Source organism: Ruegeria sp. N7 (assembly GCF_056531345.1).
Genome location: NZ_JBQFLR010000009.1, coordinates 24584 through 36842, shown reverse-complemented (window position 1 = coordinate 36842; position 12259 = coordinate 24584). Strand labels below are relative to the sequence as shown.

Here is a 12259-nt window from a genome sequence, read left to right as displayed (position 1 = left end):
ATCAGTCGAACACCGGTTCCGGGTATCCGACCCGCGCCAGATACAGCCCGTGCGGCGGACACACCGGCCCGCAGGCAGCGCGGTCGGCGGCTTTCAAAGCCTCACGCACATCTTCCGGGGTCCACGCTCCGGCGCCCACACGTTCCAGCGTTCCGACGAAACTGCGCACCTGATTGTGCAAAAACGACCGGGCGCGCACGTAGAAATGAACCTCGGGGGCGGAAAAGCCCTCGACCCATTCAACGCGCAGTTCATCAAGGGTTTTGACCGGGCTGGCCGCCTGACAGATCGACGACCGGAACGTAGTGAAATCATGCCGACCCAGCAGCATGTTTGCGCCTTCCTGCATGGCGTCGACATTCAGCTGGTGGCTAATCTGCCAGACCTGTCCCCGGTCGTGGGTTGCGGGCGCCCGGCGCATCAGGATGCGGAACAGATATTGCCGTTCAACCGCTGAAAACCGCGCGTGCCAATCCTTGGTCACGGGGGCGGCCTTTACGATGGCCACTGGGAGAGGCTTGAGGTGATAGTTCAGCGCCTCAGACAGGCGGAACGGGTCCCATTCCTTTGCCATGTCGCAGTGGGCAACCTGCCCCAGAGCGTGAACGCCGGCGTCCGTGCGCCCCGCTGCAGCAATCGTATGCGAACCCGGTTGAATGCGGGACAGGGCCTGTTCGATGGCACCTTGCACCGACGGCTGATCCTTTTGCCGCTGCCATCCGGCAAACGGTTCCCCCTGGTATTCAACTTTCAACGCATATCTGGGCATGTGCCGCTGGTACAGCGCAGCGCAGGATCGGGCAAGGGGGCGAAAGCGCTGGTATGTGCCGCGACCGCTACCTATCTTGGGTAAAAGGAAAATTGCGGGGCGGCGGATTGGTCATCTCTTCACTGGCAGACAGTCTTGCGCGTGGCGTCGAAAGTATCGGCGACAGCGTGTCCGAGACATTTTTCGAGCCGGTCATCCGTTTGGGTGTCACCGGGCTGGCACGATCCGGCAAAACAGTATTCATCACTTCGTTGGTTACCAATCTGCTGGATCGGGGCCGTATGACCGGGCTGGTTGCGCAGCAGGAGGGGCGAATCAATGCCGCCTTTCTGCAACCCCAACCGGATGACACTGTGCCCCGGTTCGATTATGAATCGCACCTGTCTGCCCTGACGGGACCGACACCGCACTGGCCAGACAGCACGCGTGCGGTGTCTGAATTGCGTTTGTCCTTCAAGGCCCGTCCCGCCGGGCTGCTTGCCGGGTTGCAAGGGCCGCGCACGGTCCATCTGGATATCGTCGATTATCCCGGAGAATGGCTGCTGGATCTGGCCTTGCTGGACAAATCTTACGCAGACTGGTCTCAGGAAACACTGGCACGGATTAAGACCCGCGCAGCGGCTGCCGCATATCTGGCGCTGGTCCAAGATACAGACCCGTCGGTAGGGCACGACGAACCTGCCGCACAAGCTCTGGCCGCGTCGTTCACCGCCTACCTCAACGCAGCGCGCGATGCCGGGTTTTACGACTGTACCCCCGGACGATTCCTGTTGCCGGGTGATCTGGCGGGATCTCCGGTTCTGACCTTTGCACCGTTGGCAATCACGGGCCCGTCGCGGCGCAGGACCCTTCAGCGCGAGATGGAACGGCGGTTCGAAGCTTATAAATCTCAGGTCGTGAAACCGTTTTTTCGGGATCACTTCTCGCGGATTGACCGGCAGGTGGTTCTGGTTGACGCGCTGGGCGCAATTCACAAAGGTCCTCAGGCCGTTGAAGATATGCGCCGCGCGATGGCTGATATCCTGTCGGCTTTTCGTCCGGGACGGAACGCATGGCTGAGCCAGCTTTTGTTGGGCAAAAAGGTCGAACGCATCCTGTTTGCAGCGACAAAAGCGGACCACCTGCACCACACGCAGCATCCCCGCCTGACCGCGATTATCGAAGCTTTGACGCGCGAGGCACGCGATCGTGCGAAATTCGCCGGGGCCCGGACTGCGGCCCTGTCTCTGGCCTCGTTACGTGCAACAACCGAAGAGATACGCAGCCACGACGGGACCGATCTGCCATGCGTGCGTGGTACTTTGTTAGGCAGCGGCAAACAGGCCGCTTTCTATCCCGGACAATTGCCCGAGGATCCAACGCATCTGTTGGGTCCGGCGCGAAATGGGGCGGAGAGCTGGTTGAACGAAGATTATGGGTTCATGGCCTTTGCGCCGGCAAAACTAACCCTGAAACCTGGTGACGGCCCCCCGCATATTCGACTGGATCGTGCAGCGCAGTTTCTGATCGGAGACAGATTGTGATCACGACACTGCGCCCCGCACGCACCACAGATGCCGGTACAATCGGTACGATCCTGCACGATTTCGCTTTGGAAAACGACTGGATGCCCAAATTGCACAGCTGTGCTGAAACCATCGCCTTTTGCGGCCGGATGATTGATCAGGACTGGGTCACTGTGGCCGAGGCTGAGACAGGCGTGGTCGGGTTTCTGGCGCTGAATGGGGGTGAAATCCATTCACTTTATCTGGATGCACAAGCTCGGGGGCAGGGGATCGGCCAGCAATTGCTGGATCACGCGAAATCAAGCCAGCGGCGGCTGGGCTTGTACGCGTTTCAGGATAATTCCCGTGCCTGTCGGTTCTATGAGCGAAACGGCTTTGCCGAGGTGGCGCGCAGCGATGGGGCAGAAAACGATGAAAACCTGCCGGACATAAGGTTTGTCTGGCACAGCAGGGATACGACAAATGGCTAAAGGTCCGGTTTTGATCGATCTTGACGATGATGAACCCGCTGCTGATGTCGCGCAGGCAAAACCGGTGCCGGATACTGTGCCACCTCAGGGGCAGGCGATGCAAAGCGCGGCCCGGCTGGCGGCCAGCAAACCCTCAGTCCTTGCGCGCTGGTTCTGGGGGCTTGCGCTTTCGGTGGTCGGGGCCGCCATATCGGTGGCCGCCTGGGATTTTGCAACCTCTCTGGTGACGCGGATGCCCGTTCTGGGTTGGATCGTTGCCGGATTGTTGGCTGCATTGGTTCTGGTGGTGGTGATCATCGCGCTACGCGAGCTCGCGGCTTTGGGGCGGTTGTCCCGTGTTGATGGGATGCGCCGTGCAGCGGATATTGCATTGGCTGATGAAGACCTGGCTCAGGCGCGTGCGGTCACACATCGCATCATTGCATTCTACAAAGGGCGCGAGGATACCCGCTGGGGTCGCGAGCGGTTGTCCGAGCGTATGGGGGAACAGTTCGATGCCGAGGCGCTTTTAAACCTTGCCGAGGATGAATTGTTGGCCCCGCTCGACGCCGCTGCCAGCCGTGAGGTTGAGGCCGCAGCACGGCAGGTTGCCACCGTGACCGCTTTGGTCCCTCTGGCACTGGCGGATGTTGTAACGGCTCTGGCCGCGTCCCTACGGATGATCCGCCGCGTCGCGGAAATCTACGGGGGGCGGGCTGGCACGCTGGGAAGCTGGCGTCTGACCCGTGCCGTCTTTGTGCATCTGGTCGCAACTGGGGCGGTGGCCGTTGGTGACGATCTGCTGGAACCTGTTCTGGGCGGGTCCGTTCTCAGCAAATTGTCCCGACGGTTCGGAGAAGGTCTGGTCAACGGTGCGCTCAGCGCCCGAGTGGGCGTGGCCGCGATGGAGGTCTGCCGCCCGCTGCCATTCTCAAAACGCCACAAACCTTCCACGCGAGGCATCATTAAACGCGCCTTGCAGGGTCTGTTCTCCAAGGGTTGATCCAGAGCAAAGCGTCAGACCACACCCTTCTGCACTCTGCCAGTGAGCAATAGGAGCAAACCATGACGGATCACGGTCACAGTCCGCAGGAAATTGCCGACCGGATCAACGCTCCGCCCGGGCGCGGTGTGTTACGCGACGTTGTGTATGGCGGCATTGATGGTTCCGTCACCACATTTGCCATTGTCGCCGGTGTCGCGGGGGCGGGCCTTTCCCCGTTTGTTATCGTGGCACTTGGTTTGGCAAACGTTCTGGCGGACGGGTTTTCAATGGCTGCCGGGAATTACTCGGGCACCAAGGCCGAACTGGACAACATACGGCGCATTCGGGCGATCGAGGAACGCCACATCGCACTCTACCCCGACGGCGAGCGCGAGGAGGTCCGTGAAATTCTGTCGCAAAAAGGGTTGTCAGGGGAAATTCTGAACGAAGCCACCGCCGCGATCACGTCGAGCCACGAACATTGGGTCAACCTGATGATCGAGGGTGAATATGGGCTGGGCAGTGTCGACCCACATCCGATGAAAGCCGCGTTGGCAACGTTCTTCGCGTTCCTTGTGGCCGGGATGATCCCGCTGTTGCCGTTTTTGGCGTCGGTGGAGAATGCTTTCGAGATGTCGGTCTGGATGACGATGGGGGTCTTCTTTGCGATTGGTGCGTTCAAAAGCCGGTGGTCGTTGGCGCCCTGGTGGCGGTCAGGTATCGAAACGCTGTTGATCGGTGGTCTGGCGGCACTGATCGCGTATCTCGTCGGGTCTCTGTTCCATCCATAAATGTCGCAGCACGGTAGTCGCGACTGGTCAAAACTTCCCGGATAGGTAGAGTGGCGCAAAACAGGTGCAAAGGACGATGGCAGATCACGAGCTTTCTGGAAAGAACGTATTGGTTCTGGGTGCTTATGGGTTCATCGGCACCGCCGTCACGCGGGCATTGTCGGCCGCAGGTGCCACGGTTCAGGGCATGGGGCGCAATCTTGCTCAAGGGGCAAAGGTCCTGCCGGGGGTTTTGCTGAAACAGGGCGATATGCGCGATCTGTTGCACAAGGACGATTGGCAGGACCTGCTGGCCGACGTCGATGTCGTGGTGAATTGCGCAGGGGCTTTGCAGGATAACGCGCAGGACAACCTTGAAGCGGTGCACCATATGGCGGTCGCAGCCCTTGCAGGGGCCTGCGCGGAAGGTGGCATAAGCATTGTTCAGATTTCGGCCATCGGAGCAGAGCCGGACGCCAGCACGCATTTCCTGTGCAGCAAGGCACGCGGAGATGCCGCTTTGCGCGCATCGGGCGTAACACTTTGGATTCTAAAGCCAGGGCTTGTTATCGGGCAAACGGATTATGGGGGAACGGCGTTGCTTCGAATGCTGGCGTCTGTTCCTTTTATTCAACCGCTGGCTTACCCCGATACACCCGTTCAATGCATCGGGATGCCCGATCTGTGTGACGTCGTGATTGCTGCCGTTGCCGGTCGTCTGCCGCAGGGTAATTACGATCTGGTCGAGGATACCCCGCATAGTTTGTCGGACGTGGTGCGCTGCACGCGGCAGTGGCTGGGGTTTCCCGCTGCGCGCTTCCATCTGGTCCTGCCGCCTGTCCTGACAAAAGCCGTTGCGGCCATGGCGGATTGTCTGGCCCTGTTGGGTTGGCGGTCTCCGCTGCGCAGCACGGCGATGACGGTCATGGCGGATGGCGTGATCGGCGACCCTGGCCCCTATCGTGCAGCGGCCGGGCGCGGAAATGCCGCCTTGCCTGAGGTTTATGCCATGCTGCCTTGCGCGCGCGAGCATCGGTTGACCGCGCGGATGACGCTGTTGATGCCGCTGATCGTTGCAACACTCAGCCTGTTCTGGTTGCTGTCGGGCCTGTTTGGGCTGGCGGGTTTGTCTACGGCTTCTGGTATGCTGGTCGAAGCGGGGTGGTCATCCGCCTTGGCGGTGACCAGCGTTGTGTTCTGGTCCCTGATCGACATAGCACTTGGTCTGGCCATCCTGTGGCGCCGATGGGCGGCGCGGGCATGTATGGCGCAGTTGACTGTGGCCATATTCTACCTGATTGCCGCTTCGGTCACGATGCCGGACTTGTGGTTGGACCCGCTGGGGCCGCTGGTGAAAATCCTGCCCGCGATGATCCTGTCGCTTGTGGCGTTGCCCTTGTTTGAGAGCCGATGATGGACCCTGAACTGATCTTGCGATGGCTGCATGTCATCGGTGCATGTGTGCTGCTGGGAACAGGGGCAGGGATCGCCTTTTTCATGCTGATGGCGCACCGGACAAACGACCCGCGCGTCATCGCCCATACGGCGGGTATCGTGGTGCTTGCCGACCTTCTGTTCACCACGACTGCTGTCATCCTGCAACCAGTGACCGGAGCGCTGCTTGCCTGGCAGATCGGGTGGTCTTTGGGTGAAGGTTGGATCGTGTTGTCTCTGGTGCTTTATGTTTTGACGGGCTTTTTCTGGTTGCCGGTGGTTTGGGTTCAAATCCGGTTGCGCGACCACGCGCGAATGGCGGCAGAGCGGGGAACGCAACTGCCACCGGAGTATCACCGCTTGTTTCGGTTCTGGTTCGCCTGCGGGGTTCCGGCGTTTCTGGCGGTTTTGACTATCCTGTGGCTGATGATCGCCCGTCCGGCGATTTCGGTACTTTAGACTTTGTCACGGCTTTCCTGACTGTTGCTGACCGACAGCACAAGATAGCTTGGCCGAAATTACGGATCGGAGAGACTCGGTTGGAAACGTTGCTTGTTCTTATTGGCCTGGTTGTTTTGGCCATCCCGGTGACATTGATTGCACTTCTGGTCGGGCATTCCCGATTGCGTCGCCGGGTCGAACAACTGGAAGCGCAGATCAATGCGTTGGTGTCGGGCGATGCGCTTGCATCGCTGCAACCGGAACAGGATGCACCTGCACCGCAACCTATGGCAGAGGAACAGGTTCACAGCCCGGGGCCGTGGGACGCGCCAAAGCGACAGGAAGACGAAAGCGCCGAAGATGTAGACACCGACGCCGCTACGCCTGCAATTGTATTTCGCCATGACAGGTTTGCCGCGCTGGGCGCGTGGCTGCGTGAGAACTGGTTTTATGCGGTCTCAGCACTGTCGCTGGCATTGGCCGGTATTTTCCTCGTGCAATATGGCGTTGAGAACGGATTGTTACCTCCGGCGGCCCGCGTTTTTGCCGCGCTTGGCTTCGGCTCGGTTTTGATTATCGGGGGTGAGGTTCTGCGCCGCAGGTTCGGGGATGACGAAGCGGTGGCCACTGCCTATTTGCCATCGGTCTTTTCCGGGGCCGGCCTTGTTACCTTGTTCGGCGCCATCCTGTCTGCGCGGCAGCTTTATGGCCTGATCGGGGCCGAGACGGCCTTGGCAGGAATGGTTGTCATCGCGCTTGTTGGGCTTGTTCTGGGGTGGTTCCACGGCCCGCTGCTGGCTGCGGTTGGACTGATCGGAGCTTTTGCAGCACCCTTTCTGGTTGGAGGCGCATCTGACGATCCATCGTGGCTCTATGCCTATTTTCTTTTGGTTGCCGTTTTGGGGCTGGGAATCGACACGGTGCGGCGCTGGGCGTGGATTTCGGTTCTGACGTTGGTCGGGGTATATGCGGCAAACCTGCTTTTGGTCAGTGGCGCTCCGAATACGGAACCGGGATATCTGGTCGCGACAACAGTGCTCGCACTTCTGGCGACGGCCATTCCGGTGCGGCGCGTTTGGCCCGATCATGCAGGGTGCATGATGTCTCAGGTGATCCGCACCCCCGGAACCCGCCCGTGGCCCGAGTTTCCAACTCGGCTCGCCGCCGGAGCGATTGCGGCCAGCACAGCAATCCTGTCCTGGCATTGGGCAGACTCAGCGGCTGAATTCTGGTTGGGTGTCTGCCTGCTGTCCGCCCTGCTTCTGGCGCTGCTATTGTGGGCCAAGGATGCGCCTGCGTTACAGGATCTGACCGTCCTGCCTGCGGCGGGCCTTGTGTTTTTTGTGGCCTCTCACGGCCTGGAATACGGAGTAGTTCTGCGCAGTTTCACCGACACTTATGCCGAGACGCCCGAGGCCGACTTTCCGAGGGCGGCCACCGCGCTGGTTGCTTTGGGCGCGTTTATGTCGATTTTGATGGCATGGCGGTCATTCAGGGCAAACCAGTATCGTGCAATCTGGGCCGGGGGCGCTGTAGTTTTTGCACCCGCGCTGGCTATCGCTTTGGAAATGGGCTGGCATCCTGCCACGGTTATCGGTGCGTACGCTTGGGCCCTGCACGCGATTGTCCTGGCAGTTCTGATGGTGGTTCTGGCCGGGCGTTTTGGTCGCGCCGATGGCGATGACCGGATGCGGGCTGCTCTGGCCACGTTATCGGCGCTGTCCTGTCTGGTCTTTGCTTGCGTCATCGTGCTCAGCTCGGCCGCGCTGACGATTGCGCTGGTGGCCAGCATCGTCGCAGCAGCAGCCTTGGATCGCAGGTTCACCTTGCCGCAGATGAGTTGGTTTATCTGGGCCGGTGTCTTTACGGTCACGGTGCGCTTGGTGCTTGACCCGGGTCTGGACTGGGCCAATGCGGCCCCGGTGCCCGAAATGGCGATGGTCTATGGTGCGGCCACGTTGGGTTTCGTGGCTGGCTGGTGGCTGTTGCGTCCCTTGCAGCGGCCGGTTGCAGCACTGTTGCTGGAAAGCGCGGCATGGGCGACGGGCGGCATCCTGCTGTCCCTGTTGCTACTGCGGTGGCTTGAAGGTTTCGGAGAAGGCGGGGCCGACAACAGCCATTGGGGTCTTGGCCTGCTGGCGGTCATCTGGCTGCTGCTGGCCTTCGCTCAGGTTCAGAGGTTTGGGCTGGGTGGCAAACTGAATTATGCACGGTACGTGTTGGCGGCGTTCTTTGCCGGTCATGGCGTGTTCCGACTGACCCTGGCTTTGACCGACCAAAACCCGCTTCTGAACCCCAACGCCGACCCGGTGCTTGGCCCACCGGTTCTGAACACTCTTGTCCTTGCCTATCTGGTGCCTGCACTGACCATCGGATTCTCGGCATGGCGGATCAGGGACATGCCAAAGCAGATCAGGCTGGCAAGCTATGCCATTGCGGGTGCGTTGGTTGCCGTGTGGTTCGGGTTGACCATCCGCCATTTCTGGCAGGGCGCAGCAGGCATGTTTGAAGGCAACGGCGTCACGCAGCCCGAGCTTTATACATATACCCTTGTTCTGCTGCTGGTCGGGGCGGCGCTGTTCTACCAATCTCTGGCACGTGGTTCGGATGCGATGCGCAAGGCGGGGTTGGTGGTGATCGGGCTGGCGGTGGCCAAGGTCTTTCTGATCGATATTGCCGGTCTGGGCGGGCTGATCCGCGTGTTCTCACTGCTGGCGCTGGGGCTTGGGCTGGCCGGTCTGGCATGGTTGAATCGCTGGGCCAAGCTGCGCCATTCGCCGCATGGGCCAGAACCTCTGGACCATTGAAGGCAGGCGTCTTATAAGCGCGGCCATGTATGACCGGACGGCCATCATTATTCGAATTATATCCCCGGCGCTCTGACCCTCTGAGACGCCGGGCAAAGGTGTTTGAGAATTCGCACCGACCGCTTCGATCCTAGTACGACCAGATCATCCAAAGGACGCTCAAAATGTGCGCCGACACGACCCAAACGCCTGACTATAAAGACACGCTGAACCTGCCCAAAACCGATTTTCCCATGCGCGCGGGCCTGCCTGCACGCGAACCCGCATGGCTGGAGCGGTGGGAGACCATCGGTGTCTATGACCGCCTGCGCGAGAAAACGGGGCGCAAACCCTTTACTCTGCACGACGGCCCCCCCTATGCGAACGGCCACCTGCATATCGGCCACGCACTGAACAAGACGATCAAGGACATGATCGTGCGCTCTCATCAGATGATGGGCTTTGACGCGCGTTACGTGCCCGGTTGGGACTGCCACGGCCTGCCGATCGAATGGAAGATCGAAGAACAGTACCGCAAGAAGGGCAAGAACAAGGACGAGGTGAACATCGTCGACTTCCGTCAGGAATGCCGCAAGTTCGCCGAAGGCTGGATCGACATCCAGCGGGAAGAGTTCAAGCGCCTGGGCATCACCGGCAACTGGCCTGATCCCTACATCACCATGGACTTTCATGCCGAGGCCGTGATCGCCGACGAGTTCATGAAATTCTTGATGAACGGCACGCTGTATCAGGGCTCGAAACCCGTGATGTGGTCGCCCATCGAAAAAACCGCGCTGGCCGAGGCCGAGGTCGAGTATCACGACAAGGAAAGCTTTACCATCTGGGTGAAGTTCAAGGTCATGAACGCGGGTGATCTGGATGATGCGTTCGTCGTAATCTGGACCACCACTCCCTGGACCATGCCGTCGAACAAGGCGGTCGTGTATGGCAACGACATCTCCTACGGCCTGTACGAAGTCACCGGCGCGCCTGAGGAATGCTGGGCTAATGTGGGTGACAGATTCCTGCTGGCTGACAATATGGCCGCAGATGTGTTGGGTCGTGCCCGTCTGAACGACGATCAGTGGACCCGTGTACGCGGTGTCGCCACCGATGAACTTGAAGGTGTTCAACTGACCCACCCGCTGGCCGGGGCCGAGGGCGGCAATGGCGAATGGGACGACCTCCGCGACTTCCGCGCGGCTGACTTCGTGACCGATACCGAAGGCACCGGTTTCGTCCACTGTGCGCCGTCACATGGTATGGAGGAATTCGAACTCTACCGCGATTTAGGCATGTTGGAGCAGGTCATCACCTATAACGTGATGGATGATGGTTCGTTCCGCACCGATCTGCCGTTCTTTGGTGGCAAATACATCCTGTCCCGCAAGGGTGGTGAGGGTGACGCGAACAAAGTTGTCATCGACAAGCTGGCCGAGGTCGGCGGGCTGCTGGCGCGCGGCAAGATCAAGCACAGCTATCCGCATTCATGGCGCTCGAAGGCGCCGATCATCTATCGCAACACGCCGCAGTGGTTTGCATCCGTTGACCGCAAGCTGGACGACGGCATGGGTGAGATGGGGGACACCATCCGCGAACGTGCGCTGCGCTCCATCGACGAACTGGTGAAGTGGACGCCGCAGACGGGGCGCAACCGCCTCTATTCGATGATCGAAGCACGCCCGGACTGGGTTCTCTCGCGCCAGCGTGCCTGGGGCGTGCCGCTGACCTGTTTCACCAAGAAAGGTGCCTTGCCAACCGACGCGGATTACCTGCTGCGCAACGCCGAGCTCAACGCGCGCATCAAGGCGGCGTTTGAGAAAGACGGCGCGGATATCTGGTACACCGACGGGTTCAAAGAGAAAATTCTCGACGGCATCGCCAACCCCGATGACTACGATCAGGTGTTTGACGTGCTGGATGTGTGGTTCGATTCTGGATCCACTCACGCCTTTGTTTTGCGCGACCGCGAAGATGGGACCGAGGACGGTATCGCCGACGTCTACATGGAAGGCACCGACCAGCATCGCGGGTGGTTCCATTCATCCATGTTGCAGGCTTGCGGCACCAAAGGCCGTGCGCCATATCGCAACGTCGTCACCCACGGCTTCACGCTGGATGCCAAGGGCAACAAGATGTCCAAATCGTTGGGTAACACCATCGTACCGGAAGAGGTCGTCAAGCAGTACGGCGCCGATATCCTGCGCCTTTGGGTGGCTCAGACCGACTACACGGCCGACCAGCGGATCGGGCCGGAGATCCTGAAAGGCACCGCCGACAGCTATCGCCGTCTGCGCAACACCATGCGGTTTATGCTGGGCTCGCTGGCGGATTTCACCGAGGCCGATCGCGTTGCACCCGAAGATATGCCGCGTCTGGAGCGCTGGGTGCTCAGCCGGCTGGCCGATCTGGATGAGCAGGTTCGCAAGGGCTATGCGTCCTTCGATTTCCAGGGCGTATTCAGCGCGGTCTTCACCTTTGCCACGGTTGACCTGTCGTCCTTCTACTTCGACGTCCGCAAGGATGCTCTTTATTGTGACGGCGACACGCCGCGCCGTCGTGCTGCGCGGACGGTGTTGGATATCCTGTTCCATCGCCTGACCACGTGGCTGGCGCCGGTTCTGGTTTTCACCATGGAAGAGGTCTGGCTGGAGCGCTTTCCGGGCGACGATAGCTCGGTCCACTTGGTCGACTTCCCGGAAACGCCTGCGGATTGGCGTTTCGCCGAACTGGAAGAGGCCGTTGCCAAAGTGCGCCGTGTACGCCGTGCAGTGACAGCTGCGCTTGAGATCCAGCGGCAGGACAAGGTGATCGGCTCCAGCCTTGAGGCGGCACCGATTGTGCATGTTGAGGACAGTGAAACCCTTGATCTGCTGGCGACCTTTGACGTGGACGATCTGTGCATCACGTCAGGCCTGACCGTGACCGGCGACCCGGCCCCGGCCGAAGCATTCCGCGTACCTGAAATCGAAGGCATTGCCGTCGTGTTCGAGAAGGCCGAAGGCGAGAAATGTCAGCGCTGTTGGAAAATCCTTCCTGACGTGGGCCGCCACGCCCATGTCGGAGTTTGCCGACGCTGCGATGAGGCGCTAAGCTGATTGAAACCGCCCTCTCGATCCT

9 protein-coding genes are annotated in these 12259 nt (G+C 60.2%); 8 read left to right on the top strand and 1 reads right to left on the bottom strand.

Going from position 1 to position 12259, the window contains the following annotated elements; genetic code table 11:
- Position 1 precedes the first annotated feature (1 nt).
- Positions 2–769 carry a tRNA pseudouridine(38-40) synthase TruA gene (truA, locus tag ACR0ES_RS11785; protein ID WP_480870775.1) on the bottom strand — a complete coding sequence of 256 codons (768 nt, stop codon included), beginning with the start codon at positions 767–769 and terminating at the stop codon, positions 2–4.
- A gap of 107 nt (positions 770–876) precedes the next feature.
- On the opposite strand from truA, the gene ACR0ES_RS11780 reads away from it, so the two are divergent.
- From ACR0ES_RS11780 to ileS, 8 genes are all read left to right on the top strand, one after another.
- Entirely contained in the window at positions 877–2292 is a 1416-nt protein-coding gene (locus tag ACR0ES_RS11780) for a YcjX family GTP-binding protein (protein ID WP_480870844.1), read from the top strand.
- Complete coding sequence (locus tag ACR0ES_RS11775; protein ID WP_480832751.1) at positions 2289–2744, top strand: N-acetyltransferase family protein; 456 nt, start codon at positions 2289–2291, stop codon at positions 2742–2744. Before ACR0ES_RS11780 ends, ACR0ES_RS11775 begins: the two co-directional genes overlap by 4 nt.
- Positions 2737–3726, top strand: a complete 990-nt coding sequence (locus ACR0ES_RS11770) for a YcjF family protein (protein ID WP_480832752.1) — start codon at positions 2737–2739, stop codon at positions 3724–3726. The genes ACR0ES_RS11775 and ACR0ES_RS11770 overlap by 8 nt, the downstream gene beginning before the upstream one ends.
- A 62-nt stretch (positions 3727–3788) precedes the next feature.
- On the top strand, positions 3789–4499 hold the full coding sequence (locus ACR0ES_RS11765) for a VIT1/CCC1 transporter family protein (RefSeq protein ID WP_267367744.1): 711 nt from the start codon (positions 3789–3791) through the stop codon (positions 4497–4499).
- Positions 4500–4575: 76 nt separating this feature from the next.
- Positions 4576–5892 (top strand): SDR family oxidoreductase, encoded by a 1317-nt coding sequence (locus ACR0ES_RS11760; RefSeq protein WP_480538590.1) that lies wholly within the window; start codon positions 4576–4578, stop codon positions 5890–5892.
- A complete protein-coding gene (locus ACR0ES_RS11755) occupies positions 5892–6371 on the top strand; it encodes a DUF2269 family protein (RefSeq protein ID WP_480546341.1) in 480 nt (159 codons plus the stop codon). Before ACR0ES_RS11760 ends, ACR0ES_RS11755 begins: the two co-directional genes overlap by 1 nt.
- An 80-nt stretch (positions 6372–6451) precedes the next feature.
- Positions 6452–9160, top strand: coding sequence for a DUF2339 domain-containing protein (locus ACR0ES_RS11750; protein ID WP_480870774.1), 2709 nt, complete (start codon positions 6452–6454; stop codon positions 9158–9160).
- 164 nt (positions 9161–9324) lie between these two features.
- A complete protein-coding gene (ileS, locus tag ACR0ES_RS11745; RefSeq protein WP_480870772.1) occupies positions 9325–12237 on the top strand; it encodes an isoleucine--tRNA ligase in 2913 nt (970 codons plus the stop codon).
- Positions 12238–12259 lie beyond the last annotated feature (22 nt).

Coding starts and splice junctions, on each gene's coding strand:
- ACR0ES_RS11760 (WP_480538590.1), top strand. CDS start 4,576: ATGGCAGATCACGAGCTTTCTGGAAAGAACGTATTGGTTCTGGGTGCT.
- ACR0ES_RS11765 (WP_267367744.1), top strand. CDS start 3,789: ATGACGGATCACGGTCACAGTCCGCAGGAAATTGCCGACCGGATCAAC.
- truA (WP_480870775.1), bottom strand. CDS start 769: ATGCCCAGATATGCGTTGAAAGTTGAATACCAGGGGGAACCGTTTGCC.
- ACR0ES_RS11770 (WP_480832752.1), top strand. CDS start 2,737: ATGGCTAAAGGTCCGGTTTTGATCGATCTTGACGATGATGAACCCGCT.
- ileS (WP_480870772.1), top strand. CDS start 9,325: ATGTGCGCCGACACGACCCAAACGCCTGACTATAAAGACACGCTGAAC.
- ACR0ES_RS11755 (WP_480546341.1), top strand. CDS start 5,892: ATGGACCCTGAACTGATCTTGCGATGGCTGCATGTCATCGGTGCATGT.